General features: G+C 68.8%; 27 protein-coding genes and 1 pseudogene. 12 read left to right on the forward strand and 16 right to left on the reverse strand.

Annotation, left to right across the window (positions count from 1 at the left end; all coding sequences use genetic code 11):
* Positions 1–240 precede the first annotated feature (240 nt).
* Both ITJ61_RS11205 and ITJ61_RS11210 read right to left on the reverse strand, forming a co-directional pair.
* Positions 241–879, reverse strand: a complete 639-nt coding sequence (locus ITJ61_RS11205) for a recombinase family protein (RefSeq protein ID WP_194686208.1) — start codon at positions 877–879, stop codon at positions 241–243.
* Between the two features lie 9 nt (positions 880–888).
* The gene (locus ITJ61_RS11210; RefSeq protein ID WP_228497005.1) at positions 889–993 is read right to left on the reverse strand and encodes a helix-turn-helix domain-containing protein; all 105 of its coding nucleotides are present in this window, start codon (positions 991–993) and stop codon (positions 889–891) included.
* Positions 994–1,075: 82 nt separating this feature from the next.
* On the opposite strand from ITJ61_RS11210, the gene ITJ61_RS11215 reads away from it, so the two are divergent.
* The 5 genes and pseudogenes from ITJ61_RS11215 (at position 1,076) to ITJ61_RS11235 (ending at position 4,171) form a co-directional block, all read left to right on the forward strand.
* Positions 1,076–1,372 carry a PadR family transcriptional regulator gene (locus tag ITJ61_RS11215; RefSeq protein WP_323744387.1) on the forward strand — a complete coding sequence of 99 codons (297 nt, stop codon included), beginning with the start codon at positions 1,076–1,078 and terminating at the stop codon, positions 1,370–1,372.
* Between the two features lie 2 nt (positions 1,373–1,374).
* Positions 1,375–1,902: a hypothetical protein gene (locus ITJ61_RS11220; protein WP_194686210.1), complete on the forward strand. Its 528-nt coding sequence runs from the start codon at positions 1,375–1,377 to the stop codon at positions 1,900–1,902.
* Between the two features lie 391 nt (positions 1,903–2,293).
* Entirely contained in the window at positions 2,294–2,512 is a 219-nt protein-coding gene (locus ITJ61_RS11225; protein WP_194686211.1) for a hypothetical protein, read from the forward strand.
* Positions 2,513–2,719: 207 nt separating this feature from the next.
* Positions 2,720–2,888: pseudogene (locus tag ITJ61_RS11230) on the forward strand (IS110 family transposase); the annotation flags it as partial.
* Between the two features lie 41 nt (positions 2,889–2,929).
* The gene (locus ITJ61_RS11235) at positions 2,930–4,171 is read left to right on the forward strand and encodes an MFS transporter (RefSeq protein WP_194686212.1); all 1,242 of its coding nucleotides are present in this window, start codon (positions 2,930–2,932) and stop codon (positions 4,169–4,171) included.
* Between the two features lie 48 nt (positions 4,172–4,219).
* Here the strand turns inward: ITJ61_RS11235 and ITJ61_RS11240 are convergent, their stop codons facing one another.
* The gene (locus ITJ61_RS11240; protein ID WP_194686213.1) at positions 4,220–5,095 is read right to left on the reverse strand and encodes a DMT family transporter; all 876 of its coding nucleotides are present in this window, start codon (positions 5,093–5,095) and stop codon (positions 4,220–4,222) included.
* 137 nt (positions 5,096–5,232) lie between these two features.
* Here ITJ61_RS11240 and ITJ61_RS11245 point away from each other — a divergent pair, with 137 nt between their 5' ends.
* The 3 genes from ITJ61_RS11245 to ITJ61_RS11255 are packed head-to-tail and all read left to right on the forward strand — an operon-like array spanning position 5,233 to position 7,286.
* On the forward strand, positions 5,233–5,979 hold the full coding sequence (locus ITJ61_RS11245; RefSeq protein WP_194686214.1) for a DUF429 domain-containing protein: 747 nt from the start codon (positions 5,233–5,235) through the stop codon (positions 5,977–5,979).
* Between the two features lie 59 nt (positions 5,980–6,038).
* Complete coding sequence (locus ITJ61_RS11250; RefSeq protein WP_194686215.1) at positions 6,039–6,803, forward strand: class I SAM-dependent methyltransferase; 765 nt, start codon at positions 6,039–6,041, stop codon at positions 6,801–6,803.
* 45 nt (positions 6,804–6,848) lie between these two features.
* Positions 6,849–7,286, forward strand: coding sequence for a VOC family protein (locus tag ITJ61_RS11255; RefSeq protein ID WP_194686216.1), 438 nt, complete (start codon positions 6,849–6,851; stop codon positions 7,284–7,286).
* A 317-nt stretch (positions 7,287–7,603) separates the two neighbouring features.
* Here ITJ61_RS11255 and ITJ61_RS11260 read toward each other — a convergent pair whose 3' ends face one another.
* Both ITJ61_RS11260 and ITJ61_RS11265 read right to left on the reverse strand, forming a co-directional pair.
* A complete protein-coding gene (locus tag ITJ61_RS11260; protein WP_194686217.1) occupies positions 7,604–8,455 on the reverse strand; it encodes an SDR family oxidoreductase in 852 nt (283 codons plus the stop codon).
* Positions 8,452–8,823, reverse strand: a complete 372-nt coding sequence (locus ITJ61_RS11265; RefSeq protein WP_104244573.1) for a winged helix-turn-helix transcriptional regulator — start codon at positions 8,821–8,823, stop codon at positions 8,452–8,454. Before ITJ61_RS11265 ends, ITJ61_RS11260 begins: the two co-directional genes overlap by 4 nt.
* 179 nt (positions 8,824–9,002) lie before the next feature.
* Between ITJ61_RS11265 and ITJ61_RS11270 the strand changes: the two genes are divergently transcribed.
* On the forward strand, positions 9,003–9,647 hold the full coding sequence (locus ITJ61_RS11270; RefSeq protein ID WP_104244571.1) for an NAD(P)-dependent oxidoreductase: 645 nt from the start codon (positions 9,003–9,005) through the stop codon (positions 9,645–9,647).
* Positions 9,648–9,816: 169 nt separating this feature from the next.
* On the opposite strand, the gene ITJ61_RS11275 is transcribed toward ITJ61_RS11270, so the two are convergent.
* From ITJ61_RS11275 to ITJ61_RS11285, 3 genes are all read right to left on the reverse strand, one after another.
* On the reverse strand, positions 9,817–10,842 hold the full coding sequence (locus ITJ61_RS11275; protein WP_194686218.1) for an NAD(P)-dependent alcohol dehydrogenase: 1,026 nt from the start codon (positions 10,840–10,842) through the stop codon (positions 9,817–9,819).
* Positions 10,843–10,973: 131 nt separating this feature from the next.
* Entirely contained in the window at positions 10,974–11,636 is a 663-nt protein-coding gene (locus ITJ61_RS11280; protein WP_194686219.1) for a GAP family protein, read from the reverse strand.
* Between the two features lie 235 nt (positions 11,637–11,871).
* Entirely contained in the window at positions 11,872–13,203 is a 1,332-nt protein-coding gene (locus tag ITJ61_RS11285) for an aspartate aminotransferase family protein (protein ID WP_323744343.1), read from the reverse strand.
* Between the two features lie 235 nt (positions 13,204–13,438).
* Between ITJ61_RS11285 and ITJ61_RS11290 the strand changes: the two genes are divergently transcribed.
* The 3 genes from ITJ61_RS11290 to ITJ61_RS11300 all read left to right on the forward strand — a co-directional run bounded on the left by ITJ61_RS11290 (position 13,439) and on the right by ITJ61_RS11300 (position 16,374).
* Positions 13,439–14,488, forward strand: coding sequence for a phosphotransferase enzyme family protein (locus ITJ61_RS11290; protein WP_181063039.1), 1,050 nt, complete (start codon positions 13,439–13,441; stop codon positions 14,486–14,488).
* 157 nt (positions 14,489–14,645) lie between these two features.
* The gene (locus ITJ61_RS11295) at positions 14,646–15,899 is read left to right on the forward strand and encodes an ammonium transporter (protein WP_104301531.1); all 1,254 of its coding nucleotides are present in this window, start codon (positions 14,646–14,648) and stop codon (positions 15,897–15,899) included.
* A 136-nt stretch (positions 15,900–16,035) separates the two neighbouring features.
* Positions 16,036–16,374, forward strand: a complete 339-nt coding sequence (locus tag ITJ61_RS11300; protein WP_104244561.1) for a P-II family nitrogen regulator — start codon at positions 16,036–16,038, stop codon at positions 16,372–16,374.
* A 193-nt stretch (positions 16,375–16,567) separates the two neighbouring features.
* Here the strand turns inward: ITJ61_RS11300 and ITJ61_RS11305 are convergent, their stop codons facing one another.
* The 8 genes from ITJ61_RS11305 to ITJ61_RS11340 all read right to left on the reverse strand — a co-directional run bounded on the left by ITJ61_RS11305 (position 16,568) and on the right by ITJ61_RS11340 (position 22,629).
* A complete protein-coding gene (locus ITJ61_RS11305; protein WP_323744344.1) occupies positions 16,568–17,170 on the reverse strand; it encodes a 2'-5' RNA ligase family protein in 603 nt (200 codons plus the stop codon).
* A 17-nt stretch (positions 17,171–17,187) separates the two neighbouring features.
* On the reverse strand, positions 17,188–18,081 hold the full coding sequence (locus ITJ61_RS11310) for a dihydrodipicolinate synthase family protein (RefSeq protein WP_228496653.1): 894 nt from the start codon (positions 18,079–18,081) through the stop codon (positions 17,188–17,190).
* On the reverse strand, positions 18,074–18,793 hold the full coding sequence (locus ITJ61_RS11315; RefSeq protein WP_104305656.1) for an NUDIX domain-containing protein: 720 nt from the start codon (positions 18,791–18,793) through the stop codon (positions 18,074–18,076). Before ITJ61_RS11315 ends, ITJ61_RS11310 begins: the two co-directional genes overlap by 8 nt.
* Before the next feature lie 55 nt (positions 18,794–18,848).
* Entirely contained in the window at positions 18,849–19,493 is a 645-nt protein-coding gene (locus ITJ61_RS11320; protein WP_194686220.1) for an HAD-IA family hydrolase, read from the reverse strand.
* A gap of 103 nt (positions 19,494–19,596) precedes the next feature.
* The gene (locus ITJ61_RS11325; RefSeq protein WP_194686221.1) at positions 19,597–21,057 is read right to left on the reverse strand and encodes a PTS ascorbate transporter subunit IIC; all 1,461 of its coding nucleotides are present in this window, start codon (positions 21,055–21,057) and stop codon (positions 19,597–19,599) included.
* Positions 21,058–21,130: 73 nt separating this feature from the next.
* Complete coding sequence (locus ITJ61_RS11330) at positions 21,131–21,421, reverse strand: PTS sugar transporter subunit IIB (RefSeq protein ID WP_104244953.1); 291 nt, start codon at positions 21,419–21,421, stop codon at positions 21,131–21,133.
* Positions 21,418–21,867, reverse strand: coding sequence for a PTS sugar transporter subunit IIA (locus tag ITJ61_RS11335; RefSeq protein ID WP_104305654.1), 450 nt, complete (start codon positions 21,865–21,867; stop codon positions 21,418–21,420). Before ITJ61_RS11335 ends, ITJ61_RS11330 begins: the two co-directional genes overlap by 4 nt.
* 6 nt (positions 21,868–21,873) lie before the next feature.
* On the reverse strand, positions 21,874–22,629 hold the full coding sequence (locus tag ITJ61_RS11340; RefSeq protein ID WP_194686222.1) for a GntR family transcriptional regulator: 756 nt from the start codon (positions 22,627–22,629) through the stop codon (positions 21,874–21,876).
* Positions 22,630–22,726 lie beyond the last annotated feature (97 nt).

Below are 22,726 nucleotides of genomic sequence, written 5' to 3' on the forward strand. Positions count from 1 at the left end.
CGTCCCGAGAGGGCCGCCATGCGTGCATGGCGGCCCTCTTCTGGCGCGCCGCATCGGCCAGCCGGACGATACGCTCGAAGCCACGCCTTCTCCCCCAATGCGCAGATTCTGTCACGCGAGGGGCCCTCGTCAAGAGCGTTCCGCGTCGCATGCGATGCGGCAAGCCGCACCCTGGGCCGCGGCCTCTCCCATCGAGGGGCAGCAGGTATTGGGAGGACGGGGAAGAAGCGGGCAGGCCGCTTACGCGGAGAGCTGCGTGCCGTCGAGCTTGGCGTCTTCGGCGGCGCGACCGAGCGCACGCGAAACGGACGAGCTGCCGACGCCGAGCACGGTCGCGATGCGCTGGATGCTGTGCCCTTGGGCGCGCATGTTCAGCGCCTGCTCTGCGCGCTCGGGCGTCATCACGGACGGGCGGCCGCCGACGCGGCCCTGGGCTCGCGCGTGCGCGAGCCCGCGCTGTGTGTTCTCCCGAATCGTGTCCACGCGGAGCTGCGCGAAAACGGCGACGATGCCGAACAATGCGCGCCCCATCGGCGTGGTCGTGTCGATGTTGGGCTCAGTGAGACTCTTGATGTTGATGCCGCGAGCGTGCAGCTCACTGATGGCCTGAATGGCCATCGTCTCGCTACCCGCGATGCGGTCGAGACGGCGCACGACGAGGGTGTCACCCTCGCGCAGATAGTCGAGGCAGGCGAGCCTCTGCGGCCGCTTGGCGGTGCCCGTTCCGGCGCCGGGTCGAGTGGCCTCCAGACACTGCGGGGCCCAGCGTCGCAGAGTCCGCACCGCAACGCCGGAGTGCTCCGCAAAACGCGTCCACGGCACGCCGTCCTGGTGTTGGCGCACGAGCTCGGCTTTCTGCCGGTCGCTGAGGTGCGCCATGATCCCTTGTCAGGCCCGCTCGACGTGCTCGGCCAAGTGCCGATAGATCGTGGGCCGGGACACCCCGAACGTGTCGGCAATTTCCTGCACGGTGTGGCCGCATTCGAGAATCAGCTTGCCAGACTCTCGCTATTCATGCTTCACTACTAGTGTGTCTCGCATACAAGCTCGACAGGATGCGCAACTGACGCGCGCAGTGCTCCCGTTGCTAGTTCTGCAACTCATTCAGCAGGAGGAGTCCTACGGGTATGAGTTGGTCGAGCGCTTGACGGCGCTCGACCTCGAAGTCAGTACGGGGCTGGTATACCCCGTCCTGAACCGGCTCGAACGGGACTCTCTCGTCACGACGTTCTCCAGGTCGTCGCCGAGTGGCCCGCCTCGTAAGTACTTCGCGCTGACGGCTGCAGGCGCAATTGCACTCGCGGTCGCCCGACAACAGTGGGAGCAAACTGCTACGGCCGTGTCCGAAGCCATCGAACTCGAAAGGGAATGAGCATGTCACACTTCACTCAAGCCAAACATTCGACCTCCATGCGCGCATCCATGTACTTGCTTCGTCTGGACTGGCACCTTGAGGGAGTCGTCTCTGCCTCCGAGCGTAGGCGCATTCTGAGAACGCTGCGCGACGAGATCGACACGGATGGGCGGCCGGTGCAAGCGGTAATTGCCGACCTGGGTGCCCCGCGAACACTTGCAGCACGCTATGGCGAGGGAGGATGGATGCGGCCGCTCTGGTCAATCGGCACGTTGACTGCCGCGGCAGCGCTCGGCACGTACTGGGTCGTGTTCCTCTCGTTCGCCGGGGGCATGCTGGCAGTGGTGGATAGCGCTGCACCGATGAAGGCGGAGGCAACCTTCGTCTTCGTGCCCGTCAACGCGTTCTCGAATGATCAGGGCTTCGGCATCGGGTGGTCGGGGGGATGGGAATGGCTCGTCGTGCCCATCGTTATCATCGCCATCTTCCTGCTCGTCGGCGCAAGGGTCTGGCGCCTATTCCGTCGCGACAGAACGACCACCGAGTAGATCGAAGGATCAATCGGTGACGGCGGGAACGACCACCACTCCCCAAGGTCGATGACAGAGATCGGCGTCAATGCGCCGCCACGAGGCGAATTGATTCACGCATGAGACAGGACATACATCGCCGTGATCACGGCGACATCTACGGCTGTGATTCACAACGTTGACGGCGTCCGACTCAACCTCTCCCCCATAAACGATCGTTTGCGGGGGAGCAGCTGCCGGGCCATGCTTGTGGGAACGAGCCGAGCGCGACGCCGAGGAGCAAGCTGATGACCGTCCGTCTAGACCGCCCGAAGCGTATGACCACGATCTCGTACCGCCTGCACGACGCGGCCGATTTCGAGACCTCCAAGGGCGGCTATCTCGTGAGGCCAACGTACTGCGAGGTGAAGTGGTTCTCCGGGCAATCGGCAAGATCGAGGTGACGGGAAACGTCGTCTCTCGCAAGACGGGAGTCGTCGGCAACCGGCTCATCAGCGAGACGTTCATCATCCACGCGGCCAGCGAGGGGGAAGACGTAAACCCGAGCCAGGCCTTCGACGGCCCCGACGTAGTCGTGGAGATCTTTCAAGCCGCAGTCGCGCTCGGCGAACGCGGTTCCATTGACTGATAGCAGGACGGCGGTCACTGACCGGTTCCGGCAGCGGCTCAGGCATCCAGGCTCTGGCGCTGGAGGTCAGCAGCTGACATCACTCGCCCCATAGACCCGAGCCGTCTGGTCGAAGCGGGAGCGACCCATGGCCTGCGATCTCGGTCCAGTCACCGTCACAACCAATCAGTTTCGAGCGCTTGCTGAAATCTACAAGACCGCATCCGCGCCACTTTCAGAGACCCAGTTTCAAGGTCGTACTACGACCGGAAACGAGGGCAAGGCAAACGCCACAACCAAGCACTCGTGAACTCTCGCGAGACGACGCTGCGACGTTCTCTGCGCAATACTCCGAAACGGCACCATCTACCAGCCACCTATGGCTCCTGCCGCTTGACAAGACCATAGGGACACCCCCTCATCTGAAACGGACCTCAATTGCCCGCTTCCCCCCAGCGCCGCCGCTTCGCGCTGTTCGTGCTCTTCTTCCTGCCGGGCATCACGATCGCATCCTGGGTGACCCGCACCCCCGACGTCCGGGATGCGCTCGGCGCGTCGACCGCGGAGATGGGGCTGATCCTCTTCGGCCTGTCGGTCGGGTCGATGGTCGGCATCCTCAGCTCGGGCCGGCTCGTCAGCAGGTTCGGCGCGCGCCCGGTCATCGCCGTCGGCATGACCCTCGTCGCGGCGAGCGCGCTGACGATCGGGGCGGGTGCGGCGCTGGCCTCCGGCATCGTCGTGGCCCTCGGGCTCGCCCTCTTCGGCCTCGGCATGGGCGGCGCCGAGGTGGCGCTCAACATCGAGGGGGCCGACGTGGAGCGGCAGCTCGGCAAGTCGGCGCTGCCCGCCATGCACGGCTTCTTCAGCCTCGGCACCACCATCGGCGCGGTCGGCGGCATCGTCGCAACCGCCACGTCCTTCCCCATCCTGGCTCACCTCAGCATCGCCGCCGTGGTCGTCGTGGTGGGGCTCATCGTCTCCATCCGCCTCCTTCCCCCGGCTACCGGCAGGGCGGCGCTCGAGGCGAGCATCGTCAAGGCAGATGCGCCAGCCGGCAACCCGCTCTGGCGCGATAAGACGCTGCTGCTGATCGGCGTCATCGTGCTGGCGCTCGCCATGGCCGAGGGCAGCGCCAACGACTGGCTCCCTCTGGTCATGGTCGACGGACACGGCTTCGACGCGGCCTGGGGCTCCGGCATCTTCGCGGTCTTCGCCCTGTCGATGACCGTCGGACGGTTCGTGGGCGGCTCGTTCGTCGACCGCTTCGGCCGGCCCGCGGTGCTATGCGCGAGCGCGCTGATCGGCGCGGCAGGGCTCGCGCTCATCATCTTCGTCGACAGCCAGGCGGTCGCCGCCTGCGCCGCGATCCTGTGGGGCCTCGGCACGGCACTCGGCTTCCCCGTGGCCCTCTCGGCCGCTGGCGCCTCGGGCGACCGGCCCGATGCGCGCGTCGCGTTCGCCGCGACGCTCGGCTACATCGCGTTCCTCGTCGGGCCGCCAGCACTCGGCTTCCTCGGCGAGGACTTCGGGCTGAGGTCCGCGCTCATCGCCGTGCTGGCCCTCGTCGCCGTCGCCGCCGTCGCGAGCTGGCTGGTCGGCCGCGGGGCACCGCGGCAGGAGGGCTCCGACGTCGCAGTCGCACCGCGATCGAGCTCCGAGAACTCGACCTCGCAGCGCTGAAGACGCCCGCGCTCGTCAGCTACCCGGTTCGTTGCGACACAGGCGGATTCAAGCCGCCCGCCGGAACGCCTGCGCGTTCGCGACGACCACGCCGACGATGACGATCGCCCCGCCCACAAGCTGCCCGATCGTGAACGGCTGTCCTGCCAGCAGGGTGAACGCGACCGTGAACACGGTGATCAGGTTCAGGAACACCCCTGCTCTGGCCGCCGGGATGACGGCGAGCGCGCGGTTCCAGAGCAGGTAGGACAGCACCGACGGGAACACTGCGATGAGCAGCAGCGACGTGAGCGCTTCCGCTGAGACCGGGAGCTGCGGGCCGCCCGTCGCGAGGGTGACCGGCGCGACGAGGAGCACGGTGATAACCGCCTGGATCGACGTCGAGGTGATCGGGGGCAGCGGCGGCGATCGGCGGCCGATGATCGTGTAGGCCGTCCAGATGCCGACGGCGCCGAACATGAGCAGCTGCCCGATCCCGAACCCCGCCTCCAGGAACGCACCGACGTCGCCGCCGCTCACAACGACGAACACGCCGACGAGGGCGATCACGACACCCCAGACGCCGGTGCTGGTGAGGCGCTGGTTCAGGAAGACCGCGGCGGCAACCGCGATCACCGCCGGGTTGAACGCGTTGATGAGGGATGCGCTGAAGGCATCGCTGTACTGCAGGGCGGCGTAGAGCGTCAGGTTGTAGCCGACGAGCCCCGTGCAGCTGAGGGCGAGCAGCCACGGCCAGGCTCGCAGCACCTCACGCCATTCGGGACGCTCCACGAAGTGCGCGATCGCGAGCAGCGGCACGGCGGCGAGCGTCCAACGCCACAGCACGAGGCTGAGCGGGTCCATGGTCTTGAGCACTGCCTCGCCGACGATGTAGTTGCTCGCCCAGAAGAGGGTCGCCCCGAGCAGCGACAGCACTGCGATCACCAGCGAGCGATGAGCGGATGCGTCCTGCGCCGCACCCAACGAGCCCACACGCACGAGCACCCTCCCTGACCCGGGCAGCGGAACGCGGCTCGACCACGTCAGCCTAGCCAGGCGGCTCGCCCGCTAGCGTTGGCGGCATGAGAACCGTTGGCGTTGACCTGGCCGCCGAGCCCACCCGGACGGCGCTCGCCGCCATCGAGTGGGGAGCGGATACGGCCCGCGTGGCCGAGCTGCGGCTCGGCATCCACGACGCGGACATCGTCGACCTGTCGGTGGATGCGACGAGCATCGGCATCGACTGCGCGTTCGGCTGGCCCATCGAGTTCGTCGAGTTCGTGACGGCGCACGCAGGACGGGCGACGGGGGCGCGCACGCACTCCGGCATCGACCTGCGTCGGCGTCTCGCCTACCGAAACACGGACCGGGTCGTGCGCGAGCGCACGGGGCGGTGGCCGCTGAGCGTATCCACGGACCGGCTCGGCATGACGGCCATCCACTGCGCCGAGCTGCTCGAGGCGTTCGAATCGACCGGCGAGGAGGTCGACCGCTCCGGCCGCGGACGCTTCGCCGAGGTCTACCCCGCCGCGGCCCTGCGCGCCTGGGGGCTGCTCACTCCCGGGTACAAGACCAAGCCGGAGGCGCGCGTCCTGGCGGCGGCGGCACTGCTGGATGCGCTCCCCTGGCTCGAGACGACCGACGAGCAGCGCCTGCTCCTCGGCCGCTCCGACGACGCCCTCGATGCCCTCGCCGCATCCCTCAACGCGCGCGCCCACGCGCTCGGCAAGACGCTGCCCGTCGCACCAGACCTGCTCGACGCAGCGAAGGTGGAAGGCTGGGTCGCCCTGCCGACCTGCTCCATCGCCGAGCTGGCGCCCCACACCTGACGCCTGACTCCAGCCGGAACCGCCGCCGAGCGCTCAGCCCCCGCACCTAGCATCAGCGCATGACTCGAGCTGCGCGCAACTGGTTCACCGAGGGCGGGCGGGCCTACGCCGACTTCCGCCCGAGCTACCCCTCGTCGCTGGCCGTTGAGCTGGCCGAGCTCACGCCGAACGCGGACCTCGCCCTCGACGTGGGCTGCGGGAACGGCCAGTTCACGACCACCCTCGGCGACGTCTTCGAGGAGGTCATCGGCCTCGACCCGAGCGAGGAGCAGATCGCCAACGCCGCGCCGCATCCGCGCGTCGAGTACGTGCAGGCGCCCGCCGAATCGCTGCCGAGCAGCATCCACGACGGCTCCGCCAGCCTGGTCAGCGTCGCCCAGGCCGCGCACTGGTTCGACCTGCCCAAGTTCTACGACGAGGTCACCCGAGTGAGCGCCGACGGCGGCATCCTCGCACTCCTCTGCTATGGCATCCTCCACATCGACGATCCGGCGATCGACGAACGCGCCCAGCGCTTCTACGCCGACGACCTCGACGCCTACTGGCCGCCGACACGGCGCCTCGTCGAACGCGAGTACCGCGACCTCCCCTTCCCGTTCGAGGAGCTCGAGTTCCGCGCCCCCAGCATCGAGAAGAACCTCACGCTGGATGCGCTGCTCGGCTACTTCTCGACCTGGTCGGCCGTCCGCGCCGCCCGCGAGGCCGGCCAGGAGCATCTCCTCGAAGCCGTCGGCCGTGACCTCGCCGAGCTCTGGGGCGACCCCTCGACCGAGCGGCGGACGACCTGGCCAATCGGCGGTCGGGTCGGGCGAGTGAACCGGTAGCGCAGGCCCCGCATCCGCTCGGCAAAGCTGAGTAGCATGCCGACCATGCCCATCAGACTCGAGAATGTCGGCATCGCCGTCCGTGACCTCGAAGCGACCATCGCCTTCTTCACCGACCTCGGCCTGACCGTGCTCGGCCGCGACGAGGTGAGCGGCGAGTGGGCGTCCACGGCCGTCGGCCTCGACGGGAACCACGCGAAGATCGCCGTGCTGCAGACACCGGACGGACACGGACAACTCGAGCTCTTCGAGTACCTCAACCCAGAGGCCATCGAGACCGAGCCGACGCTGCCCAACGAGATCGGCATGCACCGCGTGGCGTTCTCCGTCGACGACCTCGACGCCTCGCTCGCGATCGCCGCCAGGCACGGCTGCCTTCCGCTTCGCGGTGTCGCGAACTACCAGGACGTGTACAGGCTCACCTACCTGCGCGGGCCGAGCGGCATCATCGTGATGCTCGCCCAGGACCTCACGAAGAGCTGACACGCCGCGCAGCCAGCGCGACCCCGGTGCCCGGATCGCCGACGAGCGGAGCCGAGGACGGAGACCGAGCCGGAAACCGAACCCCAGACCGCTCCTGCCACCCCCGCGGCGCCGCCTCCCTGACCAGCATCAGTGCAAAACCGCCCGAAATCGAGCGCAACTTGGCCCAGCGGGCCGAATCTGCACTGATGTTGGTCAGCCGCCGACCGGAGTTCTGTGCCCGACGCGAACCTCGTCGCGGATGATCCCGCGAGCTCGTCCGTGATCACGCGCCCGACGATCAGCGCACTCGGGGGTTCGGCGATCGGTGCCCTCGGCTACGCTCTCGCAAGGTACTCGGCGAACGAGACGGGGGCCCTGCCCGTGACCCGTTCGACGTCGACCGAGACCCTCGACAGCTCACCGCTCGCGATCGCCGTATACGTGCTCACCCAGGCATCGTTCTGCCAAGGCGGCGCGCCCCACTTCGCCCGCGACTCGTATGCCTCCTCGAGCGTCTCGTCGTGGAACGTGACGGCGGTGCCGCTGGCGAGCGCGATCGCGTCCGCGATCTCGGCCGCACTGAGGGCCTCAGGTCCCGTCAGGTCGTACGACGCACCCTGGTGCGCATCCGGCGCGAGCAGCACGCTCGATGCGACCGCGGCGACGTCGGCGCGGCTCACGATCGACACACGTCCGTCTCCCGCGGGGCCGCGCAGCACGCCGTCGTCGCCGACGAACATGGGCATGACGTCCATGTAGAAATTGTCGCGCAGGAACGTCCACGCCATCCCAGACGCCTTGAGGTGCTCCTCCGTAGCGAAGTGGTCTCGCGCCAGCGTGAACGTCGAGTCCGGCGATGCCCCGAAGAACGACGTGTAGACGACGTGCTCGACCCCGGCGTCTGCCGCCGCGTCGATGAACGCGCGATGCTCGTCGAGCCGTGTCTCGCTCTCGGACGCCGACACCATGAAGAGCGTGCGCACGCCGCGCAGGGCGGCCGTCGATGCGGCACGATCCGCGTAGCTGAAGGGCGCGACGACGCAGCCGGGCAGCTGGGGCGCCTTCGCCGGCGTGCGCGCGAGGAGGAGCTGCGGGGCTCCCGCATCCGCGAGCTGCCTGGCGACGCGTCCGCCGACAGCGCCCGTGCTGCCGGTCACCGCGATGCGATCGACGCGTGATTCGCTCATGCCGCCCTGCTCTCGTCGTACCGGAGCTGGGCATCCCCGACGTCGGACATGTGCTCGGCAGCCCAGTCGGTGAGGATGCGGAGCGGACCGAGCAGGCTGCGGCCGACCTCCGTCAGCTCGTAGTCGACACGGGGCGGCACCTGCGGGAAGACGGTGCGCGTGACGAGGCCATCGCGTTCGAGGCCGCGGAGCGTCTGGGTGAGCATCTTCTGCGAGACGCCATCGACGGCCGCCTGGATCTCCGAGAATCGCTTCGGCCCGTCGTGCAGCGTGCCGACGACCAGCACCGTCCAGCGATCGCCGATCCGATCAAGCAGTCGCCGCGACGGGCAGTCACGGACGTACGGGTCCCACAGCGGCTCGGACATGGTCCACCCTTCCTCGAAGTATCCACAGGTTACCCAGTCACCAGCGGAGACTCAAGAGGTGCGCAAAAGGCACTTCGCGGTAACCGACTCCCCGCAAAGTGCCTTCTTCCCCTCCCCGCAGTCGGTCTCCTACGGTGACCTTCGGCGGCTGAAACGGCCGCCGCGACGAAAGGACCATCATGGCCAAGATCACCATCCTCGGCGGGACCGGATACGCCGGCAGCCACCTCGTCCGGGCGGCAGCCGCCGCTGGCCACGAGGTCACCTCGTTCAGCCGTTCGCGTCCCGCGGAGCCGATCGAGGGCGTCTCCTACGTCAACGGCAGCGTGCTCGAGGACGGCACGCTGGAGCACGCGATCGACGGCGCGGAGGTCGTCGTCTCTGCACTGGCACCCCGCGGCGAACTCGAGGGACGCACCCGGGGACTCCTCGCGAAGGCCGCCGAGCTCGCGGCTTCGAAGGGGGTGCGCTTCGGTGTCATCGGCGGCGCCGGCTCGCTGTTCGTCGCCGAGGGCGGCCCGAGGCTCTTCGACACGGAGGGCTTCCCGGATGCGGTGAAGCCCGAGGCCTCCGAGATGGCGGGCGTGCTCGACGACCTGCGCGCATCCGCCCCCGAGCTCGACTGGTTCTACGTGAGCCCTGCCGCCGCGTTCGGCGCCTGGGCGCCGGGCGAGGCGACCGGCGAGTACCGCATCGGCGGCGACGTGCTCCTCACCGACGCGAACGGCGACTCGAACATCTCCGGTGCCGACTTCGCGACGGCGATCGTCGCCGAGATCAACACCCCCACCCACCGCCGCGCCCGCTTCGGCGTCGCGTACTGACTGACGGTACCCCCAGCCTCACCCTGCTTGCAGCACTCCTCATCCAGTCGCAGACCTGGGGGTTGCGCATGCTCGTTGCTCAGCAAGCATGCGCAAACCCCAGGTCTCCGGGAGGTGCGACAGCCAGGCAGGCAGACTGACCGGCGGGCCGGTGACCGTCAGACGAGGACTACGGGACGATGACCGCGCGACCGCGGATCTCGCCAGCGTGCAGCTTCTCGTAGGCGGTGGTTGCCTCGTCGAGGGAGAACTGCTCGACGTGGATGTTGATGGCCCCGCGCTTCGCGAGCTCGACGACCTCCATGAGCTCCGTCCTGGAGCCCCAGTTGATGGCGCGGCCGGTGACGTCGAGCGGCACCGTCGTCTGACCGATCGGCACCGCGCCGCTCGCGACGCCGACGACCACGACGGATCCGGCGGCCGCGACCATCTTCGCGGACAGGTCAGCCGTCGGCTGGATGCCGACGAAGTCGAAGACCACCGTCGCGCCCAGGCCGCGGGTGAGGTCCTTGACTGCGGGGACGGCATCCGGGTGCGACAGGAACGTGTGGTCCGCGCCGACGGTGCGGGCCAGCTCGAGCTGCGGCTCGCCCACATCGAGCACGACGACCGTCGCCCCGGAGAGCGCCTTGAGCAGCTGGATGGCGACGTGGCCGAGACCGCCGGACCCGATGACCACCGCAGTCGAGCCGGGGACGAGCTTCGGGAGCGCCGACTTCACGGCGCGGTACGGGGTGAGGCCGGCGTCGGTGAGCGACACGTTCTTGACCGGGTCGAGGTCGCCGATCGGCACCAGGTGCCTGGCATCGTCGACGATCATGTACTCGGCCATGCCGCCGTCGCTGAAGATGCCAGGTGCGCGCATCCCCTTCTCGCAGTTCTGCTCGGCTCCGCTTGCGCAGTGGTAGCACCGGCCGCATCCCCACGGCCCGTAGACGATGACCGATTCGCCGATCTCGACGTCGTGGACGCCGCTGCCGATCGCCTCGACGACACCCGCGACCTCGTGGCCGAGCGTGAGTGGGAGCGGCTTGAAGTAGTACTCCTCCTCGGAGGCCCCCATGATGAACTCGTCCGAGTGGCAGGCTCCAGCGGCCGTCACCTTGAGCAGGATCTCGCCGGCGGCAGGCGTCGGGGTGTCGATCTCGACGAGTTCTGGGCGCGAGCCGATCGCGCGGTACTGCAGTGCTTTCATGGCGCTGCCTCTCTCCGGGCGGAGGGACAGCCCGGCGTCATCGGGCGACGCGAAGCGCCGCGAACCCGGAAGTGGGGTTCCGTTCGATGCTACGCCTCGCTATGTACCGGGTCAGCGACCGCGCGTGAGTTTCAGACGAAGAACAGCGCGACCGCGAAGCAGCCAGCCGCGAGCGCGAAGTGCAGCGTCGCCATCTTGCGGCTCGTCTTCACCTCCCCGGTCGTGAGACGCGCGTAGACCTCGCGGAAGCGCTCCCGGGGGCGATCCTTGAACAGGACTCCGAGCACAAGCGCGATCACGGTCGGCACCGCGTAGATCACCGTGTAGGCCGCGAGCGCCGCAACCGCCGTCGGGGCGGAGACCTCGGCGTCGATGAGGCGCTCCACGGCAAAGAACATCGGGAACGCGTTCGGCAGATCCGCGACCGTCGCGACGACCCCGAGCGGAAACGCGGTGGCCGGATTCACCCAGCGCAGCAGCGGGTAGCCGCGGCGCTCGTGAGTTCGGAAGCGCCGCACCCCGAAGACGACGAACAGGATCCCGAAGCCGAGGAAGATGATGCGGCGCATCCACGTGGCGAGGTCGTCGACGAGCGTCCCGGCGAAGCTCGCCCCGAAGTACACGAGCATCGTCAGCCCGAAGAAGGCGACCGCTGCGCCCGCCGCGTAGACCCAGCCCGTCGGGACGGGTCGCTGAACGGTGAGCAGGATGAGGATGACAACCGCGATCGTCGACAGGTTGAGCGAGTCGATGACGGCGAGGCCGATGAGCGCGGCGACCAGACCGCCGCTCACCCCTCGCTCCCCCGCATGCCGTGGACTCTACCGGGCGGGCCGTCCGCTGACTCGCCTCGCCGGCCGCGATGCCCGCCGCGTCTGACCAACTTCAGTGCTCATTCGGCTGAACACGCTCCTCAAAGCCGGCCAGGCCCTGGATGAGCACTGAAGTTGGTCAGGCGGCCCGGGGTAGGGCAGATCGGGGGCAGGCAGCGGCGACCGCAGTCCGAGTCCGCGACCGCGCGCCCTCGCCTCAGCGCACCGGCACGTCCGCGAGCGCCGCGGAGAGCGCATCCGTGAACCGGTCGATGTCGTGCTCCTGGAACGACAGGGGCGGCCGGACCTTGAGCACGTTGTTGCTGGGACCTGCCGTCGAGGTGAGCACGCGGTGCTCGCGCAGCGCGTTGACGAGCGCGAGCGCCGTCACCCCGTCGGCTTCCTTGCTGGATGTGTCGAAGACGATCTCGACGCCCGTGAACTGCCCGGCGCCGCGGACGTCGCCGATGCGCGCATCCCCGACCGAGCGGATCGCGGCGCGCAGCTGGTCGCCGACGCTCGCCGCACGCTCCGGCAGCCCTTCGTCGCGCAGCACATCGAGCACCGCCTGCGCGGCGGAGATCGCGACCGGGTTCCCGCCGAACGTGTTGAAGTACGGGATGTTCGTGGCGAAGGGCTCGAGCACCTCGGGGCGCGCGGCCATGCCGGAGACGGGGATGCCGTTGCCCATGGGCTTCCCCATGGTGACGATGTCGGGCACGATGTCATGCCTCGCGAAGCCCCACATGCGCGGCCCGAGGCGACCGAAGCCCGGCTGCACCTCGTCGGCGATCCACACGCCGCCGGCCTCGTGCACGGCGTCGAACGCCGGTTTGAGGAAGCCGCTCGGGTCGGCGGCGACACCATCGGACGAGAAGACGGAGTCGGCGAGGAAGGCCGAGAACTTCACCCCGTGCCTGGCGAGGTCGGCGATGGCCGCGCGGATGTCGGCGGCGAGCTTCTCGCCGACGAGCTCGGGGGCGGTTCTGTAGGTGTCCGGCCCCGGCACGGTGCGCACCTCGAGCCCGAGCGTCTGCCCGCTGCCGAGCGCCGGGGAGACGCCCGAGGTCAGTCCAGAGGTGCCGTGGTACGCCTCGCTCGTGACGATGACGCCGCTGCCGCCGGTGTACGCGGCGGCGACGCGCAGGGCGAGGTCGTTCGCCTCCGACCCCGTGCACTGGTACATGACCTGGCCGATCTCCGCCGGCATCGTCGAGAGCAGGTCCTCCGTGTAGTCGAGGATCGCCTCGTGCAGGTAGCGGGTGTGGGTGTTGAGGGTGCCAGCCTGCGCCGCCATCGCCGCCACGACCCGCGGATGCGCGTGGCCGAGGCTCGCGACGTTGTTGTACATGTCGAGGTACTCGACGCCGTCGTTGTCGTAGAGGTACGTGCCGCTGCCCCGAACGAGGTGGACGGGGTTCGAGTAGAAGAGCCGGTAGGAGGGTCCGAGGAGCCGTGTTCGCCGCTCGACCATGGCCTCGGTCTCGGCCGCCGCTGAGGACTCCCCCACCCGGTAGCTGTTGCCGTCCATGATCGTCGATCTGCTCACGTGACGTGTCCTCTCCCGCGGGCGCACTTCGCCCGGTCGGCGCTTCGATCCTGTCCGGCCCAGTCGAGCGCACTGTTTCCTCCTGGTAAATCGTGTGTAACGAGTGCCCGTACATCGCTCATCTTCAGCGAATCAGCACCTAGACATGGATCACCCCGCACTCAGCCGGCACACACCAGAGCCGCCGCGAGCCGTGCATCCGCTGCACGAATCGCCCCAGCCCGAGGAGACGACCATGATCGAGGCAACGCTCAAGCAACCCGTCTCGGGGCTGCGCGTCTTCGACGCCCTCGTCAAGGGGGAATCGGCTCCCGCCTGGCTGCACGACGGGATGCTCGCAGCCTTCGGACTCCCGCCCGAGGCCGCGACGAAGCTCATCTCCGTCTCCGAGAACGCGTCGTACCTCGTCGAGCTGGCAGGCCAGCCGATCGGCGTCGTTCGCCTGCAGCAGCCCGGCTACCAGGAGGGTGAGGGCCAGCTCCGCTCGGAGATGCTGTGGGTCGAGGCGATCCGCGACTCGGGATGCGCGGAGGTCCCGTCTCCCATCCCGGGCGCCGACGGACAGGTGACGCAGAGCATCCCGTCGCCCGACGGGATGGCCCTCAAGGCGGTGTACTTCGAGCATGTTCGCGGCTCGATCCTGCAGGACGTCGAGGACGCGACGCCGTGGTTCACGGAGCTCGGGCAGATCACGGCCCGCCTCCACGACCACGCGCGCAGCTGGCGGCGACCGGCGGGGTTCGACCGGTTCACGTGGGGTCTCCCCGACCTCCTCGGCTCGACCGCGAGGTGGGGCGACTGGCGCCGCGCCTCGCTGACGCCGGCGCAGCTCGATCAGCTGGAGCGCGCCGAGATGTCGGCCCTCAGCCTCGTGCAGGCCGCGCCAGCTGGCTGGCAGGACTGGGGGCTCGTGCACTCCGACCTGCGCCCCACGAACGTGATCCGGGACGGCGAGCGGCTGATCGTCATCGACTTCGACGACTCCGGTTTCAGCTGGTTCCTCTACGACTTCGCGTCGGCGCTCACCTTCCAGGAGCACAAGCCCGAGGCACGCGTCATGGCCCGCAACTGGATCGATGGGTATCGATCCGAGGGACGACTGACGGATGCGCAGCTCGAGCTCGGCTGCGCCCTCTCCATGGTGCGCACGCTCACGATGCTCGGTTGGAGCACGACCCACCGCGATGAGGCGCTCCCGCCGGACCTGCAGGGCGGTGGCGTCATCGACGCCGCACTGTTCACCGCCGACCGGTTCCTGGCCTCCCCGACCTGGCTCATCGACTGACTCCCGCGGCTGTGGTCCGCTGACCGCCGCCGCGCACCCGAGGCCCAAAGCCCCATCACGAGCGTGGCGCGCCCGCGAGCCGCCTCCTCCCCAGACTGCTCCACCCGTGCATCCCGCACGCCATCTCCCTCCATGACCCCAACACAAGGAGCCATGTATGCCCGCTGCCGATCTCGCCTGGATGCTCGCCGCATTCGGACTCGTCCTCCTGATGTTCCCCGGAATCTCGTTCTTCTACGGAGGAATGCTCAACAGCAAGAACATGCTCAACATGGCCATGATGGTCTTCGGCTCGATGGCCGTGGTCGCCGTCATCTACGTGCTGTTCGTGCACGGGATGGTGCTCGGAAACTCGGTGGGGGGCGCCGGAATCATCGGTGACCCGCTCGCGTTCGTCGGCATGGAGTCGTTCATGACGGACTCGTCCGAGGGCGACATCATCGCCGTCGACGCCTACTGGGGTGCCTTCTACATCCTGTTCGCCGCCATCAGCATCGCGATCGTCGCATCCGGTGCGGCTGGGCGCATGAAGTACTGGGCGTGGCTGGTCTTCGCCGCACTGTGGACGATCCTCGTCTACGCACCCCTCGCCCACTGGGTCTTCGCGTTCACGAGCGACGACGGCGAGACGGTCGGCGGGTGGATGCGCAACGTCCTCGGCCTGCACGACTACGCGGGTGGCACGGCGGTGCACATGAACGCCGGCGCTTCGGCTGTGGCCCTCGCCCTCGTGCTCGGCCGCCGCAAGAACACGGAGCTCCGCCCGCACAACATGCCGCTCGTCCTTCTCGGCGCCGGCCTCCTCTTCTTCGGCTGGATCGGCTTCAACGGCGGAACGGCCGCAGGCGCGAACTTCCTCGCCGGCTACGTGGTGCTCACGACGACCCTGTCCGCGCTGACCGGCGCGTTGGGCTACCTGCTCATCGAGCGCATCCGCGACAAGCACGCCACGACGCTCGGCATGGCGACGGGCATGATCTCGGGCCTCGTCGGCATCACCCCGGCAGCGGACGCCGTCACCCCGCTCGGCGCGCTGGCCCTCGGCTTCATCACGGGTGCCGTGGTGGCGCTCTGCATCAGCTGGAAGAACCGTGCCAAGGTCGACGACGCGCTCGACGCGTTCTCGGTGCACGGCATCGGCGGCATCGTCGGGGCCCTGTTCGTGGTGTTCCTCGGCGCGGCCGCGGCACCGGCTGGCATCGCGGGCCTCTTCTTCGGCGGAGACCCGAGCCTCCTGTGGCGTGAGCTCGTCGCCATCGTCGTCACGTGCGTCTACGCGTTCGTCGTCACGTACCTGATCGCGTGGGTCATGAACAAGATCGTGCCGATCCGGGTGCCCGACGAGGTGGAGTCAGTTGGTCTCGACCGCGGCATCCACGCCGAGAGCGCCTACGAGTTCGAGGCACGTTGACCATGATGGAGACAGGCCGCTCCGGTGTGCTCGGCAGGTCCGAGTTCACCCCGCGCGATCAGAACACGCAGTCGACGCGCGACCCCCACGACCAGAACGCACAGACAACGCCAGCACAGAAGAGGAGCGCACGCCGATGAAGCTCGTGACCGCAGTGATCCAGCCGACGAAGGTCGACGATGTGAAGGATGCTCTGGAGGCCGCAGGCTTCACGGGCCTCACGATTACCGAGGTGGAGGGGCATGGCCACCAGAAGGGCCTCACCGAGTTCTACCGCGGGCAGGCCGTGAAAGTCTCGTTCCGCGCCAAGACGCGTGTCGAGGTGCTGGTCGCCGACGAGACGCTCGAGAAGGCTCTGGACGTCGTGGTCGAGGCGGCCCGCACCGGCAACGTCGGCGACGGGAAGGTGTGGGTGACGGATGTCAGCCACGTCGTCCGCGTGCGCACGGGCGAGTCGGGCCCCGCGGCCGTGTAGTCCGCGCACCGTGTAGCTCACGCCATCGCGGCGCCCCAGATCGTTGTGGCCCGTTGCTGTTCCCGGCACTGGGAGCAGCAACGGGCCACAACTTTGCGGTTGGGGATGGGAGGGGGCGGCGGCAAGGGCGGGGCGGAGCGGGCGGTGCGGGCGGTGCGGAGCGGAGAGAGGGGGCAAGGGCGGGGCGCGGGGGTCAGGAGCCGCCCAGCAGCTGGACGGTACCGACGCGCGCATCCCAGAGCCGAAGCTCGGTGGCGAGCGCGGGCAGCGGCGCCAGCTCGAGCGCGGACAGCGCTCGCTCCAGGTCGGCGAGCCTCAGGCGCCGGGCGAGCGTCACGTGCGGCGTCCAGCTCCCGGGCGTCGTGTGCGGCAGGTCGACTGCGATCTCCGCGTCGCCCGCACGCGCGTGCAGCTCGGCGTGGAACTCGAGCAGGCCGGCGGATGGCACGACGCTTCGGGCCAGGACGGCGCGCGCTCCGGACGTGAACAGCTGCGGGCCGCCGAGCGTGAGGGCGATCGGCAGCCTGGCTACTGCATCCCGGACGGCATCGACGTCGAGCAACGGCGGCCCGCCAGGATCACCCTGACCAGAGGCCGCCTCGGTACCCTCCCCCTCGCCCCGCACCTCATCTGGCGAGGCGCTGCGAACGAGCAACGACAGGTGCGGACGGTTGCTCGCCCCGGTGTGCGCGCCCATGCTGGACACGCCCAGCTCCTGCAGCAGCCGCCACTCCTCCCGGATCTGCGTCTCCGTAGCGGTGTCGAACAGCAGCTCGAGGCTGACGATGTCACTCACGGCTCATGCTGCCCACCTCAGAGAGCGCGGAGTGCGCCGGCGACGGCTCGTTGCCCCGCGGCGTCGAGCTCGTGGACTGGCCGCGGGAGGTTCACGGTCGGCACGAGACCGAGCTGGGCGGCGATCGCGGATGCGACCCGGTAGCTGCCGTGCGCGCGGAACAGCTCCCACAGCGGGTCGAGCCGCGCGGAGAGGCTCATCGCGAGTTCCGCTTCCCCGCCGAGGGCGGCTCGCGTGATGGCGAGGCAGGGCTCGGGCAGCACTCCCGCGAGCACCGAGTACCAGACGTCGCAGCCGCCGAGCAGCCCGGAGGCCGCGTACGGGTCTCCGCTGATGCCGACGGAGATGGGCGAGCCGACCTCGTCGCGGAGGGCGGTGACGCGTGCGCTCACCTGGGCGACGTCGAGGGACGCCGGCGGGATCTTGATGGATCGCACGAGGTCGAGGCCGGCGATGCGCGCGTGCAGGGCGTCGCTCACGACGATCCCGGTGGTGGTCGGGTTGTCGTAGACGATGATCGGGATGCCCGAGGTGGCTGCCACGTCCTCGTACAGCCCGTACACCTCGTCTTCGGTGAGGGGCTGGTAGGCGACGGGGGCGAGCAGGACCGCCGAGGCCCCCGCGTCCTCCGCGGAGCGGAGGTTCTCGAGCACGTCGCGGGTGCGGAGGGCGCCGATGCCGACGATGACGGGCACGGCGCCTGCGTGCTGGACGGTGAGCTTCGCGACGGCTGCCCGTTCGGCGAGGTCGAGGTAGGCGTAGCTGCCGGTCGAGCCGAGGGCGCTGATGGAGTCGACGCCGGCCGACTGCAGCCGTTCGACGAGCGCCGCATAGCTGCCTGCATCGATGCCCGTCGATGTGACGGGCGTGAGGGGGAAGGCGCTGACGCCCTCGAACAGCGAATCAGACATGGGCTCCCCCTTGCGCGTCGGTGTTCGTGGCGGGCCATGGCAGGTTTAGGGCGGCCCATTGCAGGAGGAGCACGGTCTTGGCGTCCTGGATCTCACCGCTGGCGACCATGCGAAGCGCCTCATCGAAGTCGAGCGCGACGGATTCGATCTCCTCGCCCTCCTCCTCGACGCCGCCGCCACCGGTGACCGGGGCGCCCGCCGACCAGGGGGCCGCGAAGAAGTGGATGCTCTCGGTCACGGAACCCGGGCTCATGAACAGCTCGAAGACGGGCGTCACCTCGCCGACGACGACGCCGAGCTCCTCCTCGGCTTCACGGCGGATGGCGTCTTCCGGCGAGTCGCCGTCGAGGAGGCCGGCCGCGGTCTCGAGGAGCATGCCGTCGGGGTGTCCGTTGACGTAGACGGGGTAGCGGAACTGGCGGCCGAGCAGCACTTTCCGGCTCTCGAGGTCGTAGAGGAGGATCGTGGCGCCGTTGCCGCGGTCGTAGGTCTCGCGCTGCTGCGTCGCCCACTCGCCGTCGCGTCCGCGGTAGCGGAACGTGGTGCGACGCAGCACGTGCCACCCGTCGGAGGTGACCTCGACGTTCTCGATCTCGACGTTCGGGTTGCGGGTCAGCTCGCGACCGGCCCGGTCGAGGCCGGTGCGGCCACGGCTGTCGGGCACGTCGACGCCGAGGTGACCGTGGGTGAGTGCGTGCTCGTGAGACGACATGGCCTAACGATGCTTCATGCGCCCAGCGAGAGCAAGACGGGCGGCGTGGGAACTTCTAGAGCGCGTCGACGATCGTCAGGCGGCCGCCCTCGTAGCTCAGCGCGCGGAGGTCGAGAACGTGAGCGTCGACGACAGCATCTCCGAGGTGGTCGCCGACGCCGATGATGAACCCGACTCCTGCGGCTCGAGCCGCTTCCACGCCCGCTGGGGCATCCTCGAGCGCGACGCAGTCGGCCGGGTCGAGCCCGAGCAGCTCGGCTCCTCGCCGGTAGGGTTCGGCGTCCGGCTTGCCCTTCGTGACGCTCTCGGCGGTCACGAGCGCGGCCGGGACGCGGTGGCCGGCTGCGAGCAGTCTCGCCTCCGCGAGGGCTCGGGTACCGGAGGTGACGACGGCGAAGCTGGCGTCGGGGATGCTCGCCGTGAGGTCGATGGAGCCGGGGATGGCGAGCGTCGCATCCGCCCCCGCGATCTCCGCGGCTTCGAGGGCGGCGAAGGCCCCGGCGAACGAGTCGGGTGACACGAGCTGCGCCACGGTGTCCGCGGCCCGCACGCCGTGCTCGACCTGCGTGCGGAAGTCGTAGCCGGGCGCGTGGGTCTCGGCCCACGCGTCCCAGGCGACCGCGGCGGCTTCGAGCGAGTCTACGAGGACGCCGTCGCAGTCGAACAGGAACCCGGCGACGGGGTGGACGGTGGAGGTCATCTGTGCCCTTTCGAGAGCTGGAGGAAGCGTGGTGCGGGGCAGGCGGCGACGCGAGCAGGGCGGGAGCGTGTGCTCCCGCCCTGCTCGCGTGCGTTGCGCTGCCTTAGCGGCGGGAGCCTGAACCCGTCGAGGTGGACGCTCCGGCCGAGGCCGTGGTCGAACCGAACTGCGCCGACTCGTCGATGTCCGCGACCTCGGCGCGCAGCTTCGCGCGGTCGCGGCGACCGAGCACGAGGGTGAGCGTGTAGAGGATGGCGAGTGCGACGAAGAGACCCACGACGATGGCGATCTGGCCGCCGGCGATGGAGAGGCCGCCGAGCAGCAGACCGAAGACCCCGTAGTCGGCATCCGAGAACGTCGAGTTCGCGAGGCCGACCTCGCCGAGCACCGGCAGCAGGAGCAGCGGCAGGAATGAGATCGCGATACCGTTCGCGAAAGCGCCGAGCACTGCGCCACGGCGTCCGCCAGCGGCGTTGCCGATGACACCGGATGCCGCGCCGGTCATGAAGTGCGCGACGACGCCCGGGACGATGATCGTCGTTCCCATGCCGACCATGGCGAGCATCGCGACGATGCCGCCGACGAAGCTCGAGAGGAAGCCGATGAGCACGGCGTTCGGTGCGAAGGTGAAGACGATCGGCACGTCGAGCGCCGGCTTCGCGTTCTTGACGAGCTTCTCGGAGATGCCCTTGAAGGCGGGGACGATCTCGGCCAGCACGACGCGGACACCGGCGAGGATGATGAACACGCCCGCCGAGAACGTCGCGGCCTGCAGGAGCAGGAAGACGATGAAGTTCTGGCCGTCGGACAGCTCGGTCTCGATGTAGTCGGCGCCCGCGAAGAGGCCGACGATGACGTAGATGATCGCCATCGAGATGGCGACGATGACCGTGGTGTCGCGGAGGAAGCCGAGGCCCTTCGGGAAGTTCAGGTCCTCCGTGGACTTGGAGGTTCCCTTGCCGCGGGTCGCGAGGGCCACGAGGCCGCTCAGCGCGATGCCGGCGCCTCCCGTGTGGCCGAGGGCGACGTCGTCGGTGCCGGTGACCTTGCGCATGAACGGCTGCACGAGCGCCGGCGAGACGACCATGTAGATGCCCTGGGCGATCGAGCCCCAGAGGATGACGGCCCACGGCTCGAATCCGGCCGCGCCGAAGATGACGGCGAACATCGCCGCGATGTAGAACGCCACGTGCCCCGAGAGGTAGACGTACTTGAAGCGTGTCGTCGCGGCCAGGAAGATGTTGACGACCATGCCGAAGAAGAAGATGAGCGCGGCCGCGGCACCGTAGTCGAGCAGCACCTGCGCGACGATGGCCTCGTTGTTGGGCACGACGCCCTGCACGTCGAAGGCGGCCTGGAACATCACGCCGAACGGGTCGAGGGACCCGACGACGACGCCGGCGCCGGCCGCGAGCACGAGGAAGCCGACGAGCGTGCGGACCGTGCCCTTCAGCACGTCGCTGAAGCCCTTGCCCTGGACCGCGAGCCCGATCAGGGCGATGAGCGCGACGATGACGGCCGGCTGGGTGAAGATGTCCAAGAAGACATCGAGTACTGCATCCATCGGATGCTGTCCTTTCGATGGAGCCGAAGACGCGGGAGAGCGCTCCGGAAGTTGGGGAGAAGGAGGGGACCGGCTACGCGGTCGCGATGCCGTTGCGGCTGAGCGCCTCGCCGACCTTGGCGCGCAGCTCGTTCAGGTCGATGATGCTGTCGAGGGCGACGACGTCGCCGAGGTCCTGGGCTGCTTCCGCGATGTCGCGTCCGACGAAGATGGTGTCGGCGTCACCGCGGCTCACGGAGCCGAGGTCGGCGTGGTCGACGGTCACGTCGGTGACGCCGAGCTCCTTGAGGACCTTCTCGATGTTGAGGTGGACCATGAAGCTGCTGCCGAGGCCCGAGCTGCAGACTGCGAGGAATTTCGTCATTGATGTTCTCCTGCGTTCAGGACCGCCATGACTTCGGCGGTCGTTGTCGCAGCGAGCAGGGAGTTGCGGGCTGCGTCGTCGGTGAGGAGCTCTCCGAGCTTGGCCATGGTGGCGAGGTGACTCGATGAGTCGGTCGCCGCGAGGCAGAAGAAGAGCGTTATGGGATGCGCGGGTTCGTCGTTGAGCAGCACGGCGGGGCGAACCCAGAGGGCCGAGAGGCCCGTGTCGAGCACGCCGTGCTCGGGGCGCGAGTGCGCCAGGGCGATGCCGTAGCCGAGGTCGATGTAGGTGCCGCCTGCCGCGATGGACGCGAGCATCGCATCCACGTACTGCCGTGTGATCGCGGCTGATTCGAGGAGGGGTTCGCTGACGAGTTCGATCGCGTCGCGCCACCCTTCGACGTGGTCGGCGAAGCGGATGTTCTCGGGGCTCAGATGGTCGATCATGTTCGGTCAGTCCTCCTGTGAAGGTGCGCCGCTCGAGCGCAGGCTCAGTGAGATCTCGCTGTTCTCCGGCGTATGCCAGGCCGTGCCTTCTGCAACGGCCCTGCCGTCGGCGTCGAACACGGTCGATGAGATCCCGAGGAGCCGCATCCCGACGGGGATGTCGAGGTTGAGGGCGATCTCGGGGGTCGCCTCCTCGACGGTGACGACGAGGTCGTTGCGGTGCAGGGTCACGCCGTAGCGCTCGTTCAGGTACGCGTAGAGGGACGCCTCGGAGAAGTCGGCGGTCTGCGCGTCGGGGAAGCGCTCGTAGGGCAGGTACGTGACGACGTACTGGTGCAGCTGGTCGTTCACGTAGCGCAGGCGGACGAGTTCGACGACGGTTGCGGCGAAGTCGATGCCGAGGAGCTTCGCGATGCTCTCGGATGCCGGCGCGAGGCCCTGCCGGAGCACACGCGTCTTGACGGTGTGACCTGCCGAGGTCTGCTGACGGTGGAAGCCGGTGACCTCGTCGGCGAATCGCTCGGGGTAGTGGACGCCGGCCTGCGGTTCGGTGACGAAGGTCCCTCGTCCGTGCTCTCGCGTGAGCCTGCCATCCTGGACGAGCCCGTCGACGGCGTGCCGGAGCGTGATGCGGCTCACCTCGAACTCGGCGCACAGTGTCGGCTCGGCCGGGAGCCGCTCGCCGATCTCCATCGTCGATACCCGCTCGAGCAGGCTCTTGCGCACCGCCAGGTACTTGCTGGTGCCGGCGTTTGCCTCCATGATCGCCTCCTCGCGCTCATCCGTGCCAACTGCATTCGTTATGTCGTCATGATGACACGAAGCTCGACTGAGCGCAACGCCGAACACTGACCCCTGA

Origin of the sequence: Pseudoclavibacter sp. VKM Ac-2888 (genome assembly GCF_015351285.1) — a bacterium.
Taxonomy (GTDB): domain Bacteria; phylum Actinomycetota; class Actinomycetes; order Actinomycetales; family Microbacteriaceae; genus Pseudoclavibacter.